Origin of the sequence: Paenirhizobium cremeum (assembly GCF_022884085.1) — a bacterium.
Classification (GTDB): domain Bacteria; phylum Pseudomonadota; class Alphaproteobacteria; order Rhizobiales; family Rhizobiaceae; genus Allorhizobium; species Allorhizobium cremeum.
Map to the genome: position 1 here is coordinate 22630 of NZ_JAGGCS010000013.1, position 19351 is coordinate 41980.

A 19351-nucleotide genomic window follows, 5' to 3' on the forward strand; every position below is an offset into this window, starting at 1 on the left:
AGCACATCAATTTTTCGCGACGGCCGGGTACATACGCGTGCTGCAGCTCCGGAGCGGATCGAGCGCCCTGACCAAGTCACAGCAGGAGAAATGAATGAGCATCTTCGACCGCATTAAGGACGCAATTTTTGGCGAAGCAAATGCTGCTCCGTCCTCGCAAGGGTCAAGCATGGGCTCCACGGCACCGGCATCTTCAGCCACGCCTGTTTCCCAACCGCCCGCCCAATCAGGGGCTCCCACCCCGGCCGTCAACACTCCCCAAACGTCCGCAGCACAGACTGCAAACCCTGTTCCGCAGATAGAAGGAGGCGCTGGTTACAGCGGAAACTCCCGGACTCCGGTCGACGTCGAATCGATCCTCGACGAAGCGGCAAAGACGTCTGGCCAGAAGCTCGACTGGCGCCACTCAATTGTTGACCTGATGAAGGCTCTCGGCATGGACGCAAGCCTTGGAGAGCGAAAGGAACTGGCGCAGGAACTAGGCTACACCGGCGACGCCGATGGCAGCGCCAAAATGAACTCTTTTCTTCACAAGGCTCTCATGAAGAAGCTGTCGGAAAACGGAGGGAAGGTCCCCGCAGACCTGCTTGACTGAACCAAACTCTTAGACCTGATCCTCATTCACAACGGAGAAATGATATGGCAGCCACCAAGACACTGGACGACCTCTTCCTCGACACTCTCAAAGATATCTACTTCGCAGAGAAGCAGATCTTGAAGGCCCTTCCGAAGATGGCCCGCGCCGCCAATTCGGAAGAAGGAAAGGCAGGCTTCCTGCAGCACCGCGACGAGACCCAGGGCCAGATCGAACGCTTGGAACAGGTCTTCGAACTGCTCGGAAAGGCGGCGCGCGGCAAGACCTGCGAAGCCATTCAGGGCATTATTGCCGAAGGCGAAGAGATCATCGAGGAGTTCAAGGAGTCTCCGGCTCTGGATGCAGGCCTCATCTCATCCGCCCAGGCAGTCGAGCACTACGAGATCGCCCGTTACGGCACGTTGATCGAGTGGGCCAAACAGCTTGGTCTGAAGGACGCCGTACCCTGCTGGAGGCCAACCTCGCCGAGGAGAAGGCGACAGACGAAAAGCTCACGCAGCTTGCAAAGGCCTCTGCGAACGCCAAGGGCAAAAGCAAGACTTCCTGAGGTCCCAGTTCAGTATTCAAGGCCGTCCCACAGGGGCGGCCTTTTTGTATCCAGCCATCACCAAAGGGGAAAAACATGGCAAAGCGAATAAAACGGGCGACCCGCTCGTCCTCTTCCACGGACATTGTCACCATCCATGATCAGCAGCTTCACCGAGGCGCGGGCGGCGAACTCCACCAGATCGCAGAGGACGGTGCCGACGTTTTGACCACGTCGCAAGGCGGACCAATCGCCGACGACCAGAACTCTCTTCGGATCGGCGCCCGCGGTCCGCTGCTGATGGACGACTTCCATTTCCGCGAGAAGATCTTCCACTTCGACCACGAGCGAATTCCGGAACGCGTGGTTCACGCACGTGGCTATGGCGCCCACGGCTTCTTCGAAACCTATGAATCCTTGTCCGACGTCACCCGCGCCGACATCTTTCAGCGCGCAGGCGAGAAAACGCCTGTCTTTGTCCGCTTTTCTACTGTCGCCGGCAACAAAGGTTCTGCGGACCTCGCCCGCGATGTCCGCGGTTTCGCCGTGAAGTTCTATACGCAGGAAGGCAACTGGGATCTCGTCGGCAACAACATCCCTGTCTTCTTCATTCAGGACGCAATCAAGTTTCCGGACTTAGTACATGCCGCAAAGCAGGAGCCGGACCGGGCCTTCCCCCAGGCGCAGACCGCCCACGACAACTTCTGGGACTTCATCAGCCTTACGCCGGAAAGCATGCACATGGTCATGTGGATCATGTCCGACCGCACCATCCCACGATCCTTCCGTTTCATGGAGGGGTTCGGCGTACACACCTTTCGTTTCGTCAATGACAAAGACGAGTCCACGTTCGTCAAGTTCCACTGGAAGCCAAAGCTCGGCCTCCAGTCGGTTGCGTGGAACGAGGCTGTCAAGATCAACGGCGCCGACCCCGACTTCCATCGTCGCGATCTCTGGCAGGCGATCCAATCCGGCAATTTTCCGGAATGGGAACTCTCTGTGCAGCTCTTTGATCAAGAGTTTGCCGACAACTGGGACTTCGACGTCCTCGATCCGACGAAGATTATTCCGGAAGAGTTGTTGCCGGTAAAACCAATCGGCCGTCTCGTGCTCGACCGCATGCCGGACAACTTCTTCGCGGAGACCGAGCAGGTCGCGTTCATGACGCACAACGTTCCGTCGGGGATCGACTTCAGCAACGACCCTCTTCTTCAGGGCAGAAACTTTTCCTACCTCGACACGCAGCTCAAGCGGCTTGGCGGACCGAATTTCACGCACCTTCCCATCAACGCACCAAAGTGTCCCTTCCACAACTTCCAGCAGGACGGGCACATGGCGATGCGCAACCCGGTCGGCAGGGTAAACTACCAGCCGAACTCGTTCGGGGAAGGTCCCCGGCAGGCCCCGTCCCGAGGATACCGCCACTTTCTGGCCGAGGAGAACGGCCAGAAAGTGCGGCTGCGTCCGGAAAGCTTCGCCGACCACTATAGCCAGGCCCGCCAGTTTTTCCTCAGTCAGACGCCGCCCGAGCAGCGGCACATCGCGATGGCACTCACGTTCGAGCTAAGCAAGGTCGAGACCGTCGCTATCCGCGAACGGATGATCTCGCACCTGCTGAACATCGACGAGACGCTCGCCACCACCGTTGCCCAGAAGCTCGGAATCCAGACAATGCCTAAGCCCGCCGACGCTGCCATGCCCACACGTCAGGATCTGGAGCCGTCTCCCGCGCTTAGCATCGTGCAAGGCGGACCGAAGCGGTTTGAGGGCCGCAAACTCGGCGTGCTTGTAACGGATGGCGTCGATGCAAAGCTCCTCAAGAAGCTGATGATGGTGATCGAGAAGGAGAAGGCTTTGGTCGAGCTGATTGCGCCGAAGATCGGAGGCGTGACCGCGTCCGATGGGACCTGGATAGAGGCGCAGCACATGATCGACGGTGGCCCCTCGGTGCTGTTCGACGCCGTAGCCGTCCTCGCGGCTCCGGGCGCAGTTGAGGATTTGGTGAAGGAGGCGACAGCACGGGACTTCGTGGCGGACGCATTCCAGCACTGCAAGTTCATCGGCTACGACGAGAGCGCTTTCCCGCTTCTCGTCAAGGCTGGAATCACCGACGATCTCGACGAAGGCACGATCGCACTTCCCGGTGAAGGGGGGGTTGCCGCTTTTGTATCCGAACTTGGGAAGTTGCGGGTGTGGGGCCGGGAACCTGCTCTTAAGCTCGGCAAAGCCTCGCCTCCGGTCGTTTGAAGTTCAGGCGCGGACCTCATGTCCGCGCCGTTCTCTCTAAACGGTGAGGGACGAGATAGTTGTTTCCAATGTTGGCGTTCCATGGAACGACAAGCACGTATGAAATAACGCACCCGGAGCCCATAAATGAGGAGTGAGTATATAAAGTCCCTGCTGGCCGCGCTTGCTGAGCCGAATAACATCGAGAGCGACGGATGGGGACCCGTCCAAATTGGGGTTGGCGCCGTACCGGCGGGCTGGGAACATTTATTCGGGCCACTATAGGCTTACAATTCCAAGCAACGGTCTCGGCGGCCGGCTAAATGGCTTTTAGCGCACGGATTGCGACAAGGCTGCCAAGGGGGCGCAGCCGGGCTGATCCTTTAAATCGATGAAGAACAGTTGTTTGACGAGCTCAACTAGGACGTGATTGACGAGCCTTTGCGATTTGCGGCATTTGTCGCGTCATCTCGGACTTCCAATGCGCGCGCTTCTAAAGGTCGTGAACTAATTTAATCCGGAAAGGCGGTTTCCGAGCGAAGACAACTAGTTCCAATCATTTGCGGCGCTACGTCGAGCAGCAAGCCCGGATGTGTGCGCCTTTAGGTAGGAGATTAAATGTCCGACCGATAATGATCTCTGCTGCCGGGCGAAGAGACCACAAAGCACCAGCGCTCTGCCGGTAGCTCCGGCACTACACACGGTTTTCGGTTCTACCATGTCGGTTGATGCCGGGTAAGGTTCCCGGCGGCGTCTGCACACGACGCCGCCCAAACGATTTTACTGCTTCACGCTGTTCGCCTTACCATCCGCGCCAGCGCAATTAAGATACATGCGCCGATGAAACCGGCGATAAGGTAGCCGAGCCAGCCTCCGAGAACGATCCCGAACAGTGAAAGGATGAAGTTGGCGACTATCGCACCGACAATGCCGAGAAGGATATTCATGATGACGCCCATGTTGCTCTTCATAAACGTCTCTGCAAGCCACCCTGCAATGCCACCGATGATGATCGCCGCGATCCAGCCGATACCTGCGTCTTCCATATTCAACTTTCCTTCCGGTTTCCTAAAATACATCCGGGGCTCCGGAGGTGACGAGGAAACTCCATGCCGTGGGACTTTGTTCCATCTGGGAAAGGAAGTGGCGTCGTTCTATTATATCTTGGACGAGGTTTAGTTGATGGTTACTGAACCGGTCGACCATGATGCTCTGGGACCAATGGACTTGCTCATAATGCTATGGGCTGAGCAGACGCGGACAGCGCATTTTACACCCGATAAGCGTTGGAGAAGACAATTGTAAAGCGGAGAATTTAAGGTTTGGCCCCGCAGATCTTGTGGAGGCTACTCGTGCCGATGACCGCGCACCTGCCAGATGTTTAGTCTCGTCAATAACTAAGCTCAGAGGTTAGGAGGAGTTGTCACTCGCATACCGTTTGTGCCGTCGACGATTGACGATCTCTGACTTTCCATTCAACTCCCTCACTTGCCCCTCGAAAGTGTGCGAGGGCCCAGGAGATGGTGATTGATCACGCAAGCCACTGTAAGTCTAGGGATAGCTGGCGCATCCACGGGCGGGACGAGCACTCAAACTACACGTGCACCGCTGGCAGCCCAGGGTTTCGCGCAGGTTCGGCCAGTCGGGCAAGCTTATTCGTCTCGCCAGTGGCGCCTGGCGCCTGCGCGCGGGCGCGAGCCGCTCGATGGTATCGGAAATGCTTCGCATGGGTGACCTTCTGAGGTTCCGGAAAGCCAACCGACATCCCTGTTGATAGATGATGTGCCTCGAAAACGTCGAGGACCGGCGTGAGCCGGTCCTCGCATATCAGACTTTAGACAGTGCGAACCCGATAGCGGTCGCGCTCCTGCTCGATTTCGGCGGGGCCGTAAGGATCAGCGGAATGATCGAACTTCGTCCAGCCCTGCTCCGAATAGGCCTGGCGGCGCGCCATCGGATCGACGCGGTTGGACTGCTTGAGGATCATGTCAGCTTCGGTTTCCATGCCGTCATCCACACGAGCGGTGACCAGCGTGCCACCGCGGCGAACACCTTCAGCATAGACATGGGCCTCGTCTTCCGAGACGCCGGAATCCGTCAGTGCGCCGATGAGGCCACCAGCCGCACCACCGGCAACCGCGCCAGCGATGGCGCCAGCGGCAGTGGCGGCAAGCCAGCCGGCTGCAACAACCGGTCCGACGCCGGGAATGGCCATGATGCCGAGGCCAGTCAGAAGACCGCCTGCGCCACCGACGACAGCGCCGATGCCGGCACCGGTGCCAGCGCCTTCTGCGGCACCGTTGTCGTTATCTTCATGCTTGTGGCGGTTGTCAGCATTGTTGGAAACGATGCTGATGTCGTCAGACGGGACGCCACGCGCTTCCAGCGCGCTGACGGCTGCGCTTGCATCATTGTAGTTGTCAAAAAGTCCGGTAACGGTTTTCATGGGAATGACCTTTCTTTGCGTTTCCGCGAAATTATTTGGAGACGACGTTGCCCTGGTAATCCATGGCCACCGGCATGGACTTGCCGTCCTTCATCGCCGTAGCCTGCCAGACGCCCTGGTCGTCGAGCTTGAGGTCGGCAATACCGGTGAAGCCGGCCGCTTCGATGCGCTCACGCGCCTGTTCTTCGGTGAAGGAATTTGCGCCCTCAACGGGGGCTGCCGCATTTGGTGTTTCCGGGGTCGCTACGGCTGGCGTGTCGCCGTCCGTCGCAGGAACAGTGGTGGTCTGGGCATAGGCAGACACTGCCGTGGCGCACACAAGCGCCGCCGCGAAAATCATCTTTTTCATGGGTTTTCCTCTTTGCAGACCTGGTTGCTCGGTCCGGTAGCGAAAATGCGCGCGCCTGGGGAAAGTTCCGCCTTAGACGTTTGTGCGGTATGAACCCAAAGCTGCGGATCGACAGCCTAACGTAAGCCCACGGTGAGGGCCGTCTTGCGAGCTTGATGCGAACATCGGAAGTCCTAGTGCAAACACTAGGAGTAGTCCTATGACGAAGCATCCGATTGAAGTGATCACGTCTGTCGAGCGCCGTCGGCGCTGGTCTCGCGAGGACAAAGAGCGGCTAGTTGCAGCCTGCCTTGAGCCTGGTGCGGTTCTTTCCGAGATTGCCCGTGCGGCCGGCATCCACGTGAGCCAGCTCTTTCGGTGGCGCAAGGAACTCTGCCGAATCGAGGAACCGAGGCCTGATACGGCGAGCACGTTGGTGCCCGTGATCGTGTCGGAGGCCTCGCCGGCAGTCCAGCCCGCCGCCACGGAAACGCCAGTCGCGCCGCAACCCCGTCGGAAGCGTAGCGATGTGACGATTGAGCTGGGCCGCGGTCGCCGTGTCCGTGTGGACAGCGACATCGACACGGAGGCGCTCGGTCGCATTCTCGACTGTGTGCTGGGTCGGCGATGATCCCGGTCCCCGCTGGTGTGAAGGTCTGGCTGGCAACGGGCCATACAGACATGCGCAAGGGTTTCCCTGGTCTGTCACTGATGGTGCAAGAGACGCTGAAGCGCGATCCGATGTGCGGACACCTGTTCGTCTTCCGCGGTCGTGGCGGTGGCCTGATCAAGGTCATCTGGCATGATGGCCAAGGAGCCTGCCTGTTCACGAAGAAGCTGGAACGTGGACGCTTCATATGGCCATCGTCGGCCGATGGGACGGTCGTGATTACCCCTGGGCAACTCGGTTATTTGCTGGAAGGGATCGACTGGCGGATGCCGCAAAAAACCTGGCGACCGACGTCGGCCGGATAAGCAAAAACGCTGGAATCGCTGGATGGAATATGATTCCATCAGGTCATGGACGATGCGGCTGAACAGCTTCCCGACGACCTTGCCGGCGCACTTGCGGCCCTGGCGGCGGAGCGTGCTCTGCGGATTGCGGCCGAGGCAGAGGCCGCGACCGCCAAGGCAGAGGCCGCCAGCGCGAAGGCGCTCGTATCGCATTCCGAGGCGCTAATCGCGCGGTTGAAGCTGGAGATCGAGAAGGTCCGCCGCGAGCTCTACGGCAGCCGCTCCGAGCGCAAAGCGCGGCTTCTCGAACAGATGGAACTGCAGCTCGAGGAGCTGGAGGCTGATGCTGGCGAAGATGAACTGGCGGCGGAGATCGCAGCCAATGCCTCGACCGTCAGGGCCTTCGAGCGCAAGCGACCATCACGGAAACCGTTCCCCGAACATCTGCCGCGCGAGCGCGTCGTCATCGCTGCCCCGACGAGTTGCCCCTGCTGCGGCTCGGCCAAGCTGTCGAAGCTCGGTGAGGACATCACGGAGACCCTGGAGGTCATCCCGCGTCAGTGGAAGGTCATTCAGACCGTGCGGGAGAAGTTCTCCTGCCGCGAATGCGAGAAGATCTCGCAGCCGCCAGCACCCTTCCATGTGACGCCGCGCGGCTTTGCCGGCCCGAACCTTCTGGCGATGATCCTGTTCGAGAAGTTCGCCCAGCATCAGCCGCTCAATCGCCAGAGCGAGCGCTATGCCCGCGAGGGGATCGACCTCAGCATGTCGACGCTGGCCGATCAGGTCGGCGCTTGTGCAGCGGCCCTGAAGCCAATCCATTCGTTAATCGAGGCCCATGTCCTGGCGGCCGAGCGACTGCATGGCGACGACACGACCGTGCCGATCCTGGCGAAGGGAAAGACCGATACGGGCCGCATCTGGACCTATGTCCGGGATGACCGGCCGTTTGGCGGGCTGTCACCGCCTGCGGCTTTGTTCTACGCATCGCGAGACCGGCGACAGGAGCATCCCGAACGCCACCTGAAGACCTTCTCCGGCATTCTGCAGGCGGATGCCTATGGCGGCTACAATCCGCTGTTCAAGGTAGATCGCGATCCCGCGCCTCTGCGCCAAGCACTTTGCTGGGCACATTCACGCCGCAAGTTCTTCGTGCTGGCCGACATCGCCGCGAACGCCAAACGTGGCAGCAAAGCTGCGCCGATCTCGCCAATGGCATTGGAGGCCGTCAAACGGATCGATGCCCTGTTCTATGTCGAACGGGAGATCAACGGTCTTGCCGCCGAGCAGCGTCTGGAGCGCCGCCGCAAAGACAGCCAGCCACTCGCCGAAGAGCTGCATGATTGGCTCCAAACCGAGCGGGCAAAATTGTCGCGCAGTTCTCCCGTCGCCGAGGCGATAGATTACATGCTCAAGCGATGGGATGGCTTCACGTCATTCCTGGAAGACGGCCGGATTTGCCTGACGAACAATGCTGCCGAACGAGCGCTCAGAGGCTTTGCGCTCGGCAGGAAGTCATGGCTGTTTGCCGGATCGGATCGTGGTGCTGAACGTGCGGCGTTCATGGCGACACTGATCATGAGCGCCAAGTTCAATGACATCGACCCGCAGGCCTGGCTTGCCGACGTCCTCGCCAACATTGCGGACACGCCGATCAGCAGGCTCGAGCAATTGCTGCCGTGGAACTGGACACCCAAGACGCTGAGTGCTCAGGCGGCCTGACCTGCGGCCTTCGCCGGATGCTTACAGCCTAACTCAATTTAACCTCAGTGTTTCTTTCCCTAGGCGAGCCAATATAACATCTTTATTAACGTCATTATCTTGTATGATAGATGCCCCCTGTCGAAACCCGGCTTCACATTAGGTCCAAGGGACGGAGTGTTTTGACAAAGTTGGCGAACACTTGAACACGTCATTATGATTTAGGCATGATAACATAAACAGCCGATCTCACATCACGTTCACACGATCCCCCTTTTCTCGAAGGCTAGTTCGCGCGGGCGCATGAGGGCGGGAACAATTTCAAGGGTGGAACATTCCCTGACAGCCGTGCGAGATTATTCGCCGGACATAGGATATGTCCATGCTTCCACGAATTGCGATCATCGGCACGGGTCCAACCGGCCTCTACACGTTCAAACAACTGATCGGCTCGACCGTTCCCCTGTCGATCACCCTTTATGAAGCAGAGGGAGAGCCGGGCAAGGGTACGCCCTATCACCCCGATATGAATGACCCGGCGATGCTCTCCAACATTCCGAGCATCGAGCTTCCGGCTTTCACCGAGACCCTGGTCGAATGGCTGCGGCGGCAGGATGAGGACACGCTGATGCGCCACGGCATCCGCCGCGAGGCGATTGATGAGCGGGAATTCTATCCCCGCCTCGTGCTCGGCGACTACATGCAGGCGCAGTTTGCCCGGATGCAAAATCTGGCCCGCGAACGCGGCCACGAAATCCACGTGCTGGCCCGCCATAAGGTCACCGATATCGAGATACAGGCGGCCGCAGTGCGGCTGAGGGTATCCCGTCCCGACGCAGAGGAGGACGCAGTCTTCGACCACGTCGTGATGGCGACCGGCCACAATTGGCCCGACAGCACCGAAATACGACCCGGCTACTTCGTTTCGCCCTGGCCGGCCACTGTTTTGAAGTCGATCCGCAATGAACCCGTCGGCATTCTTGGCACCTCGCTGAGCGGGATCGACGCCCTGATGACCGTGGCGACGGCCCACGGCATGTTCTACAGCGATGCGGCGGGTGATCTGCAATATCAGCCGGCTGCCGGGACTGAGGATTTTCGCGCGACGCTGATGTCCCGCAAGGGCATCCTACCGGAGGCCGACTTCTACTGCCCGCTGCCCTATGTGACGCCGCTCGTCTGCACGGAAGAGGCCATAGACGCGCTGATCGCGACAGGTCGTCACGACCTGCTCGATGAGGTCTTCGAGCTGTTCCGCGGAGAAATCGTCGCCCGCGACCCGGATTATGCCGCCCGCATCGGCCTTTCGCAGCTGACCGTCGAGACCTTCGCAGCCGCCTACTATGCCGACCGAACCGAAAGCGATCCGTTCGTCTGGGCCGCGAAGAACCTGGCCGAGGCCGAGGACAATAGGGTGAAGCGCTATACCGTGCCGTGGCGCTATGCGATCCTGATCACCCACGAGATTGTCGCGCGCGTCATTCCGCATCTGGACGAGAAAGACCTCAAGCGCTTCCACCGCCACTTCAAGGGCATCTTCATCGACGACTATGCAACCGTGCCGCTGATGTCGATCCGCCGTCTGCTCGCGCTGTCGCGTGTCGGCAAACTGTCCATCCTGCGGCTCGGCGAAGACTATACGATCCGCACGGCCGAGGTCGGTGTGGAGCGGGGCGCAGAGGTCGAGTTGTCAGGCACGGTGCATCGCTTCGGCGCCTTCATCGATGCGACCGGTCAGGAAACCCTCTCGGCGACGGATCTCCCCTTTCCGACGCTTGTCGATCAGGGAGGCGTGCGCGAAGCCGCGACGCCCAAGGTCGAGGCGATCATGTCGCTCGATCGCGATCCCGATATGGTGCGCACCGGCGGCATCGATGTCGATGAATTCTATCGCCCGCGTCTCGGCCTGATGTCGGAAGGCCGGCTCTATTGCGCGGCAATCGCCTTCCTCCTGCACAAGGAGCCCTTCGTTCAGGGCATCACCAGTGCCCGGGATATCGGCGAGACTGTCGGCCGGGCAATCCTCAAGGATATCTCGCAGGCGGAAACGCCGCTCTTTCAGATCTCGGCGTAAACGGCATCGCCGACACTGATGGTCACGCCCTCGGTGGGCGTGGCATAGACGCCGAGATTGCGCTTGTTGTGGCGCATGATCCCGCGCAGCACATCGGGCTCTTCCGCCATGCCGGGCTGTGCGACAAGCGTCATGCCACAGCGGCGCGACGCCTCGGTGACGCGGATATCCGTGTCTCCGATGCGTAACGTATGGTCAACCCACTCGTTTTCGATGAAACCTTCGCCTTCTTCCGTTTCGATCAGCACGGAGGGGCGGAACCGTCTTGCGTCGAGTGGCGGAAGGCCTGTTATCGCGGCAAGCGCCTCCGTCGAAGCGGTCGTCACCAGGTGAAGCGGCGCTGGCTTGTAACGATTGGAGACGACGGGGAAGCGGTAATCGCCAGACCCGACGAGCCCGACCGCGACCGGGAAGCCGAAATGTTCCGCCAGACGGTCCGGCAATGCGCCATCATCGAGCGTATGCTCCGCGCCGTCGGCGAAGCGGAGCACCGGCAATCCGGAAGGCGGTTGCGAGGCGGTGATGAAGAGGGCGGGGCGCCAGCGCGTTTCCTTCTCGGGCGCGGCGGCAAGGCCCGTTTCCGGATCGAACAGGGCAAAACGCCGGTCGCCAGCGATGCCCTCGGGCGAAACGGTGATCGAGGCGAGCGTCTCCCCGCCGAGAGAACTCACCGGATAGCGCCAGACTTCCCGCACTCGACCGATTTTTCGCATAGTTGTTCCTTCATTCACAAATATTCAATATCCACCGAACACGGCTTGATGTTCCAGAAAACTGGGACCCGGGACTAGTTTGCAATCTTTTTGCGAAGATTGATGCAGCAACCTAACGCCTTTCTACAGATCTTGATTCGGACTGCCCAAACGGGGATTTTTGAAGGTTGGCTGACGCCAACTTGTTTGCCAGCGTTCCAAGCCGGTCCACGCGGTTTGGTAGGGCCGATTGTGAGATACCCATTTCAGTTCTCGTCTAGCCACGATTGGCCAGAGAGAGTTCGCAGAGTTCCTAGCTGCGAAGCAGGCGCAGGCGCAGGCAGACATTCTGCTCTTATTGGCCGGACAATTGAAGCGCTCATTCAGTGAGGACCTACATCCGGTCCCTGAACTCTTTCGCACTCATTCCCACCCATGACTTGAAAGTCCTCTGGAAATACGCGCTATCCCGAAAGCCCAGCCTGCTGGCGATTTCGTCGATGGGCAGGTCCCCTGCGGCCAAGAGCAATCGTGCCCTTTCCATTCGACGTCGAAGCACGTGCTGGTATGGGGTCTCTCCAGTGGACGCCTTGAAGGCCCTGCTGAAATGGAACCGACTTAGGCCCGCGAGTGCAGCAAGGCTCGACAGGCTGAGATCTGAGCCAAGGTTCTCCTCGATAAACTCGTCGATCAGAGCCAGGGGCGCTCTGCCAAGGGGCGGCGGCTGTCTCAATGCCGGCATTGTTGCTTTGTGGATCGCCAAGATCGTGATCAGGCCCAATGCTTCTTCGTATAGAGCATCAGAATGATCTCGCTTTAGCAGGCCGGCCCATTGGCGCAGGTATCCCGCGACTTCGTCGCTTCGGTAATAAACCTTTTCATCGACATGTTCGGCGAAGCGAGTGTCCAGCTCCTGCCGGATAGCTGCCGGATCAAAATAGATAGCTGTGAACGAGTTGTTCCGCCTTTGGAGTTCGGACCAGCCAGTGACGCGTGCACCCCGCGGGACATAAGTCAGCGTGTGGCGGAGGTCACGGCGGTTGTCCTCCAATCCATCCCCTGCACGTATGCCCCCATCTTCCAGGACAATGTCATGGTAGGCGCAAAAATGGAGGTCGCTCGTCCAGTCGTAACTGAAAGCAGCACCCAACTCTGGTTGAACGTACTCCACCGTGAAGCCGCTGAGCTTCCTTGCGTGACGTTGCGGCGAATGGGCCAACCCCTGAAGGGCAAGCAACTCATTTCGTTCCATTTTTAGCGTAATCTTGCTTTCCTCATAAAATTATTGCTACCTAGCACTCTATTCAAGTTGACGTGATCGGCGGGATTGGGTGGGACACAGGAACCACACGCTTTGCGACCCCGCTAGCCAATTCCCTTATCCGACGCCGTCACTCTTACGTGATAATATCATCTGACCAAGTATTTAGAGACCTTCTGATGCACAGAAAAACGTCCGCACTGACAGGCAACAAAATGCTAGGTCTGGAGCGAAGCGCTCTTATCGGCGCAGTGACCGCGATCTTCTTTTTCGTCATCAGCACCGCGCTAACCGTTTACACAGTCCAGAACGTCCGAAACAGCAATGCGAGAGTGACGCAAACGCATGGTCTTGTGGTGGCACTCGACCTGCTTTTGATCGACATACAAGATGCAGAAACGGGTTTACGTGGCTTTCTCCTGACCTCTGAGGAGGCCTATCTTGCGCCATATCACCGTGCCCTCCCACAGATTCAGACCCGAATGGACACAATCAGCTCGGCTGCCACAGCCGAGATGCGCGAGCGGGGGAGTGTCGAGGAACTTCGCGCGTTTGTCTCGTCCAAACTCGAAGTGATGGCACAAACACTGGAGGTCTTCGAGACTCGAGGAGAGGCCGAAGCACTGGCTCTGGTGAAAACAGACCGCGGTCGCAGCGATATGGATGGCATCCGCAACGTCATCTCCCAACTGCGCAGCGAGGCTGGTGAAGAGCGGAGCCAGCGCCTGAGCGAGATGGATACGTCTTACATTATCGCCTGGGTGAGCGCGCTAGCTTCGGGGCTGCTGGGTATTATCCTGACCCTCGCAATCTCCGCACTTGTGAGAAAATCTACTCTGGCGCAGAAGCGCGAACAGTGGCTGCGAGACGCACAGGTCGGGCTGGCTGCATCCGTCACCGGTGAGCAGCAGATCGGGAAACTTGGCGAAAACATCCTCGGCTTCCTCACCAACTACCTCGGTGCCGTTGCAGGTGCCATTTATGTAGAAAATGCCGGCCGCTTTCATCGCATGGCCGTGTACGGCGTGCCATCAGACGTGATGCTGCCTACGAGCTTCGGCCCAAACGACAGCCTGTTCGGCCATGTATTGCGGGATCACCGTCCGATCGCGGTTGGCGAGGTTCCGGATGGCTACATCAACTTCGGCTCGGCTCTTGGACAGCAGAAGCCACGTTATCTCGCCTTGGCGCCTGCGATCGTTGAAGGGGACATAAGAGGCGTTTTCGAACTCGGCTTCCTTACTCCGATCAGCGACCAGACTCTGGTGCTTCTTGAACAGGTCTCAGAGCTGATTGCCGTCGCCATCCGTTCGGCGGAATTCACAACCCGCCTCCAGGCTCTTTTGGAAGAGACCCAGCGTCAGTCGGAGGAACTGCAGGTCCAGGGCGAGGAGCTGCGGGTTTCCAACGAGGAGTTGGAAGAACAGGGACGCGCACTTCGCGAACAACAGACCCGACTGGAACAGCAGCAGGCGGAACTCGAACAGACCAACTCGCAGCTTGAGGAGCAAGCGGAAGAACTGGAACGGCAGCGGGACAATCTGGAACGGTCGAAAGACGCCATCGAGGCCAAGGCGAAGGAAGTGGAACTCGCCAGCCGCTACAAATCAGACTTCCTCGCGAACATGTCGCACGAGCTGCGAACACCGCTCAACTCTTCGCTCATCCTCGCCAAACTCCTGGCCGACAATTCCGAAGGCAATCTGACTGCCCAACAGGTCCAGTTCGCCCAAACGATCCAGTCATCAGGCAATGACCTCCTGAACCTGATCAATGACATTCTTGACCTGTCGAAGATCGAGGCGGGCCACGTTGAGATAAATCCGGAAGCGGTATCCATAGAGCGGACCATCAACGGACTGCGCCACATGTTCGAACCGCTTGCGGCAAACAAGGGTCTCAAGCTTGACGTCTCCGTCGCCGCCAGCGTGCCGGCCGTCATCCATACCGATCCGCAGCGCCTCGAGCAGGTGTTGAAGAACCTTTTGGCGAATGCCGTGAAGTTTACGGAGAAGGGCAGTGTGTCGCTCGGGGTCAGCCGTCACGGCGACAATGAAGTGGCCTTTGCGATCAAGGATAGCGGCATCGGGATTGCGGACGAGCAGCAAAAGCGGATCTTCGAGGCCTTCCATCAGGCGGATAGCACCATCAGCCGCAAGTTCGGTGGCACCGGCCTTGGTCTGTCGATTTCTCGCGAACTCGTGCGCTTGCTTGGCGGCCGCTTCCAGCTTCAAAGCCAGCTTGGTCAGGGCAGCACGTTCACCGTCATCATCCCGGCAGAGTTCGACAGTGCACTGGTCCAGGCTCCGAAGCAGGATTTGGCCCCGCCCATCGCGTCTGCTGCAGAACCCGTATTGCGGGCTGAAGCAGAGATCACTGCACAAAAGCCGAAGGCCGTCGCTATCGTCGATGACGACCGCGCAGCATCCGAGGCAACGGCCCGCAAGCTGCTGATTGTCGAGGACGACCAGTCCTTTGCACTCATCCTGCGCGATCTCGCCCGCGAGTTGAAGTTCCAGGCGCTCGTAGCCGGAACCGCTCACGAAGCGCTGGAGCTCGCCCATCAGTATCTGCCGAACGCCATCCTGCTCGATGTCGGTCTTCCGGATCAATCCGGCCTTTCGGTGCTTGACCGCCTGAAGCGTGACGTGCGGACGCGCCATATTCCGATCCACATCCTCTCCGCCGAGGATTATTCCGATCGGGCTCTCTCGTTGGGCGCCGTCGGCTATGCGCTGAAGCCCGTTCAACGCGATCATCTGGTATCTATGATCGAGTCCCTAGGCGCAAAGGCCGAACAAACGCTGCGGCGCGTGCTGATCGTTGAAGACAACGCCGTTCAAAGAGACGCGCTCTCGAAACTTCTGTCGTCGCATGACGTCGAAACGGTGGGGGCCGGGACTGCGGCAGAGTGCATCTCGTTGCTGGCTGAACAGACCTTCGACTGCATGGTGCTGGATCTGTCGTTACCGGACACGTCCGGATTTGCGCTTCTGGAAACGTTGAGCGAAGCGGGCATGCATTCCTTCCCACCTGTCATCGTCTACACCGGACGAGTTCTCTCGTCCGAAGAAGAACAGAGGCTTCGCCGTTACTCGAAATCCATCATCATCAAGGGTGCTAAATCGCCGGAACGGCTGCTCGACGAGGTTACACTCTTCCTGCACCAGGTCGTCTCCGAGCTGCCGGACGAGCAGCAGCAAATGATCCGCAAAGCCCGCAATCGCGATGAACTGCTGGAAGGGCGCCGCATTCTGATCGTCGAGGACGACGTGCGCAACGTCTACGCCCTGACCAACATCCTCGAACCACGCGGGGTGATCGTCGATATCGCCAGAAATGGCGAGGAGGCACTGGAAAAACTAGAACAATCGTTGAGTAAACCGGACGGGCGGATCGATCTGGTTTTGATGGATGTAATGATGCCGGTCATGGATGGCCTCACCGCAACCCGCCACATCCGCAAGAACTCAGCATGGCAGAAGTTGCCGATCATTACCTTGACCGCCAAGGCAATGCCTGACGATCAGAAACGCTGCATTGAAGCCGGCGCCAATGACTATATGGCAAAGCCGCTTGACGTCGAAAAGCTTCTGTCTCTCGTGCGGGTCTGGATGCCGCAATGACGGAGACGTTCGAAAAGGTGGAGGATATTGAGATCCGGCTGCTGCTGGAGGCGCTTTATCATCGCTACCACTATGACTTTCGCAGCTACGCCATGTCGTCGATCCGGCGGCGGTTGCGCCAGGCACGCGAACAGTTGGGCTTTGCGACCATCTCAGCCATGCAGGAGCGCGTCCTTCATCATCCCGAGATGCTTGACGACATGCTCCGCTTCCTTACGGTCCAGGTCAGCGAGATGTTTCGCGACCCGTCCTACTTCGCGGCGATCCGGGAGAAGGTCGTTCCGCATCTTCGCACTTACCCCTCCTTGAAGATCTGGATTGCCGGATGCAGTTCGGGCGAAGAGCTCTATTCCTTTGTCATCCTTTTTCGCGAGGAAGGGCTTGAGGAGCGAACCCTCTTTTATGCGACGGATATTAATCCAGAGGCCCTCGCCCAAGCGGAAGCCGGAATCTATGACATCGAACGGGTCAGATTGTTCACCGAGAACCATCGTGACTCCGGCGGCAAGGGATCTTTGTCTGACTATTACACGACGGGCTACAACCGGTGCATCCTGGACAAAAGCCTGCGGCGCAATGTCGTGTTCTCAGATCATAGTCTTGTGACGGACCAGGTCTTTGGTGAGATGCAATTGGTCTCCTGCCGGAACGTCATGATCTATTTCGACCGGGATCTACAGGACAGGGCTGTCGGTCTTTTCCGGGATGCGCTGCCACGCAACGGCTTTCTCGGGCTGGGCTCGAAGGAAACACTGCGGTTTTCAACGCATGCCGATGGCTTCCGGGAGTTCGTCCGAGATGAGAAGATCTATCAGAGGATCGGCTCGTGAAGGACAATCCGAACGGTGCGATCATCATCGGCGCCTCTGCTGGGGCGCTCGAAGCCCTGTCCGTGCTATTGCCACCACTACCTGCGACTTATCCATATCCCATCTTCGTCGTGGTGCACTTACCGCCAAACAAACGCAGTGTGCTCGCCGCGATTTTTGACCTCAAATGTCAGCTTCGCGCGATTGAGGCGGAAGACAAGGAGCCCGTGGAAGCCGGGTTCATCTACTTCGCGCCCCCTAATTATCATTTGTCGCTCGAGGGGCGAACGCATGTCGCTTTATCCAGCGAAGAAGAGGTCCTCTTCTCGCGGCCCTCGATCGACGTGGCATTCGAGAGCGCGGCAGATGCCTGGGGCAGCCAACTGACAGCGATTATCCTCACGGGCGCCAATCATGACGGTTCCCAAGGCCTTTCGGCCGTCGTTCGTTCTGGCGGAACGGCAATCGTTCAGGATCCGACCGAGGCTTTCACTCGGGCCATGCCCGAAGCTGCTATCCGCGCATGCCCAGGCGCTCATGTTTTGACCTTGTCCAAGATTTCAACCTATTTGCAGAACATCGAAAATGAACACTGACGTCAAATTCCTCTTGGTTGACGACCTTCCAGAGAACCTGCTTTCTCTGGAAGCTCTGCTACAACGCGACGAGCTGATGCTATTGAAGGCGCGGTCCGGCGATGAGGCTCTCGAGCTTCTGCTCCAACATGATGTGGCACTGGCGCTGATTGACGTTCAGATGCCAGGACTGAACGGCTTCGAACTTGCCGAACTTATGCGAGGCAATGAGCGGACACGGCGGGTTCCGATCATTTTCGTGACTGCCGGTACCCATACAGCCGAGCGGCGGTTCCAGGGATATGAAGCGGGCGCCGTCGACTTTATTCAAAAACCGATCGAGCCGGATATTCTGCGCAGCAAGGCAGAGATTTTTGCAGAGCTCTATCGTCAGCGTAAAATGATTTCCGAACAGCGCGACCTTCTCGAGGCGCAGACTCGCGCGCTTCAGCTCGCCGACAAGCGAAAGAACGAGTTCATCGGCGTTCTCGTCCATGAACTGCGCAACCCACTCGCCGCTCTCAATGGCGGGCTGAAAATTCTTTCGAGAAAGCCGGATGCTGGCAAGGTGGAGCAGATCCATGGCCTCATGCACCAACAGATGGACCACATAATCAGGCTCGTTGACGACCTGCTCGATGTGTCACGGATAACGCAGGGCAAAATCAATCTCGTTAAGGCTGACTTTGACTTGAGAGATGCCATTCACTCTGCGCTGGACATGACAGGACAGGCAATCGAGGAGCGAAACCATGCAGTGACCATCAGGGTTCCGGATCAGTCCTGCATGATATCCGCTGACAAGGTTCGGCTGACACAGTGCATTTCAAACCTCGTGAATAATGCCGCAAAATACACGCCAATGGGCGGTCAGATTGAGGTAGCGCTGGAGTTACATCCGCGCACCTATCGCATAAGCGTAACTGACAATGGGCTGGGCCTCACTACCGAGGCCGCTGGCGCAATCTTCAGGATGTTTGAGCAAGTCGAAGAGCATCGGAAGCATGCTCATGGGGGACTTGGGATCGGCCTCGCCCTCGTCAAGCAACTCATGGAGCTACACGGCGGCGATGTTTCGGTATGGAGTGGTGGTCCGGGGTTGGGCAGCGTTTTCACGCTTGAGCTACCGATACAGGCAGCGATAGCTCCATAGTGGAGAATGGCTGCTTCCAGGATGTGTTCTGGCGCTCTCGAATGACGGAAATGACGGCGCGTAGCCGCCTGGCAGCTATCTGTGCCGGAATATATCCTTCGGGCCGGAAGGCGAATTTATTCAGCGCACTGAGAGGGGAGAAAGGCGCTCTGCCCTCTCTCCCCCACAAGCACTAAACCCGTCTCCCCATGCTTCGGCCTGCGGCCTGCAGCACCGGCCGCATTTCCATGAAATACGTCTCGGCCCTCCGGGTGGGTGATCCCCCTCCGGTTTAGCGCTTGTCCCCCTCTCTCCAGCTGTTCCGCACGAGCTCGGGAGCAGGAGCGGGGCTCCTGCCCTCCCCTCGATTTCGGGAGGTCAAGGAGTGATCGCTTGCGCTTGTGGA

General features: G+C 58.7%; 15 protein-coding genes and 1 pseudogene. 11 read left to right on the top strand and 5 right to left on the bottom strand.

Annotated features, from left to right (window positions below; all coding sequences use genetic code 11):
* Positions 1-94: 94 nt before the first annotated feature.
* From J5N58_RS20220 to katE, 3 genes and pseudogenes are all read left to right on the top strand, one after another.
* Positions 95-595 (top strand): DUF3597 domain-containing protein, encoded by a 501-nt coding sequence (locus J5N58_RS20220; protein WP_244712608.1) that lies wholly within the window; start codon positions 95-97, stop codon positions 593-595.
* A gap of 44 nt (positions 596-639) precedes the next feature.
* Positions 640-1142: pseudogene (locus J5N58_RS20225) on the top strand (YciE/YciF ferroxidase family protein).
* Positions 1143-1217: 75 nt separating this feature from the next.
* Complete coding sequence (gene katE, locus J5N58_RS20230; protein ID WP_244712610.1) at positions 1218-3368, top strand: catalase; 2151 nt, start codon at positions 1218-1220, stop codon at positions 3366-3368.
* 767 nt (positions 3369-4135) lie between these two features.
* Here katE and J5N58_RS20235 read toward each other — a convergent pair.
* The 3 genes from J5N58_RS20235 to J5N58_RS20245 form a co-directional block, all read right to left on the bottom strand.
* Positions 4136-4393 (bottom strand): GlsB/YeaQ/YmgE family stress response membrane protein, encoded by a 258-nt coding sequence (locus J5N58_RS20235; protein WP_097143482.1) that lies wholly within the window; start codon positions 4391-4393, stop codon positions 4136-4138.
* Positions 4394-5181: 788 nt separating this feature from the next.
* Positions 5182-5793, bottom strand: a complete 612-nt coding sequence (locus J5N58_RS20240) for a general stress protein (RefSeq protein ID WP_183368339.1) — start codon at positions 5791-5793, stop codon at positions 5182-5184.
* A gap of 31 nt (positions 5794-5824) precedes the next feature.
* A complete protein-coding gene (locus tag J5N58_RS20245; RefSeq protein WP_244712613.1) occupies positions 5825-6142 on the bottom strand; it encodes a PepSY domain-containing protein in 318 nt (105 codons plus the stop codon).
* 199 nt (positions 6143-6341) lie between these two features.
* On the opposite strand from J5N58_RS20245, the gene tnpA reads away from it, so the two are divergent.
* The 4 genes from tnpA to J5N58_RS20265 all read left to right on the top strand — a co-directional run bounded on the left by tnpA (position 6342) and on the right by J5N58_RS20265 (position 10850).
* Positions 6342-6752 (top strand): IS66-like element accessory protein TnpA, encoded by a 411-nt coding sequence (tnpA, locus tag J5N58_RS20250; protein WP_080842790.1) that lies wholly within the window; start codon positions 6342-6344, stop codon positions 6750-6752.
* Positions 6749-7096 (top strand): IS66 family insertion sequence element accessory protein TnpB, encoded by a 348-nt coding sequence (gene tnpB / locus J5N58_RS20255; protein ID WP_080842789.1) that lies wholly within the window; start codon positions 6749-6751, stop codon positions 7094-7096. Before tnpA ends, tnpB begins: the two co-directional genes overlap by 4 nt.
* A 45-nt stretch (positions 7097-7141) precedes the next feature.
* On the top strand, positions 7142-8797 hold the full coding sequence (gene tnpC / locus J5N58_RS20260; RefSeq protein ID WP_244712615.1) for an IS66 family transposase: 1656 nt from the start codon (positions 7142-7144) through the stop codon (positions 8795-8797).
* Between the two features lie 361 nt (positions 8798-9158).
* Positions 9159-10850: an FAD/NAD(P)-binding protein gene (locus J5N58_RS20265; RefSeq protein WP_244712617.1), complete on the top strand. Its 1692-nt coding sequence runs from the start codon at positions 9159-9161 to the stop codon at positions 10848-10850.
* Here the strand turns inward: J5N58_RS20265 and J5N58_RS20270 are convergent.
* Positions 10835-11563 carry an MOSC domain-containing protein gene (locus J5N58_RS20270; protein WP_244712619.1) on the bottom strand — a complete coding sequence of 243 codons (729 nt, stop codon included), beginning with the start codon at positions 11561-11563 and terminating at the stop codon, positions 10835-10837. The genes J5N58_RS20265 and J5N58_RS20270 overlap by 16 nt on opposite strands.
* A 373-nt stretch (positions 11564-11936) precedes the next feature.
* Positions 11937-12794 (bottom strand): helix-turn-helix transcriptional regulator, encoded by an 858-nt coding sequence (locus J5N58_RS20275; protein WP_244712621.1) that lies wholly within the window; start codon positions 12792-12794, stop codon positions 11937-11939.
* 260 nt (positions 12795-13054) lie between these two features.
* On the opposite strand from J5N58_RS20275, the gene J5N58_RS20280 reads away from it, so the two are divergent.
* From J5N58_RS20280 to J5N58_RS20295, 4 genes are read left to right on the top strand one after another with little or no spacing between them, the layout of a single operon-like run.
* The gene (locus J5N58_RS20280) at positions 13055-16429 is read left to right on the top strand and encodes a response regulator (RefSeq protein ID WP_244712623.1); all 3375 of its coding nucleotides are present in this window, start codon (positions 13055-13057) and stop codon (positions 16427-16429) included.
* A complete protein-coding gene (locus J5N58_RS20285) occupies positions 16426-17259 on the top strand; it encodes a CheR family methyltransferase (protein WP_244712625.1) in 834 nt (277 codons plus the stop codon). The genes J5N58_RS20280 and J5N58_RS20285 overlap by 4 nt, the downstream gene beginning before the upstream one ends.
* Complete coding sequence (locus tag J5N58_RS20290) at positions 17256-17834, top strand: chemotaxis protein CheB (protein WP_244712627.1); 579 nt, start codon at positions 17256-17258, stop codon at positions 17832-17834. The genes J5N58_RS20285 and J5N58_RS20290 overlap by 4 nt, the downstream gene beginning before the upstream one ends.
* A complete protein-coding gene (locus J5N58_RS20295; RefSeq protein WP_244712638.1) occupies positions 17824-18966 on the top strand; it encodes a hybrid sensor histidine kinase/response regulator in 1143 nt (380 codons plus the stop codon). The genes J5N58_RS20290 and J5N58_RS20295 overlap by 11 nt, the downstream gene beginning before the upstream one ends.
* The last annotated feature ends 385 nt before the right edge of the window (positions 18967-19351 follow it).

Excerpts from the sequence above, each read along its gene's own strand:
- tnpA (WP_080842790.1), top strand. The coding sequence starts at position 6,342 with ATGACGAAGCATCCGATTGAAGTGATCACGTCTGTCGAGCGCCGTCGG.
- tnpB (WP_080842789.1), top strand. The coding sequence starts at position 6,749 with ATGATCCCGGTCCCCGCTGGTGTGAAGGTCTGGCTGGCAACGGGCCAT.
- J5N58_RS20265 (WP_244712617.1), top strand. The coding sequence starts at position 9,159 with ATGCTTCCACGAATTGCGATCATCGGCACGGGTCCAACCGGCCTCTAC.
- J5N58_RS20235 (WP_097143482.1), bottom strand. The coding sequence starts at position 4,393 with ATGGAAGACGCAGGTATCGGCTGGATCGCGGCGATCATCATCGGTGGC.
- J5N58_RS20220 (WP_244712608.1), top strand. The coding sequence starts at position 95 with ATGAGCATCTTCGACCGCATTAAGGACGCAATTTTTGGCGAAGCAAAT.
- J5N58_RS20245 (WP_244712613.1), bottom strand. The coding sequence starts at position 6,142 with ATGAAAAAGATGATTTTCGCGGCGGCGCTTGTGTGCGCCACGGCAGTG.
- katE (WP_244712610.1), top strand. The coding sequence starts at position 1,218 with ATGGCAAAGCGAATAAAACGGGCGACCCGCTCGTCCTCTTCCACGGAC.
- J5N58_RS20270 (WP_244712619.1), bottom strand. The coding sequence starts at position 11,563 with ATGCGAAAAATCGGTCGAGTGCGGGAAGTCTGGCGCTATCCGGTGAGT.
- J5N58_RS20275 (WP_244712621.1), bottom strand. The coding sequence starts at position 12,794 with ATGGAACGAAATGAGTTGCTTGCCCTTCAGGGGTTGGCCCATTCGCCG.
- J5N58_RS20285 (WP_244712625.1), top strand. The coding sequence starts at position 16,426 with ATGACGGAGACGTTCGAAAAGGTGGAGGATATTGAGATCCGGCTGCTG.
- J5N58_RS20240 (WP_183368339.1), bottom strand. The coding sequence starts at position 5,793 with ATGAAAACCGTTACCGGACTTTTTGACAACTACAATGATGCAAGCGCA.
- tnpC (WP_244712615.1), top strand. The coding sequence starts at position 7,142 with ATGGACGATGCGGCTGAACAGCTTCCCGACGACCTTGCCGGCGCACTT.
- J5N58_RS20295 (WP_244712638.1), top strand. The coding sequence starts at position 17,824 with ATGAACACTGACGTCAAATTCCTCTTGGTTGACGACCTTCCAGAGAAC.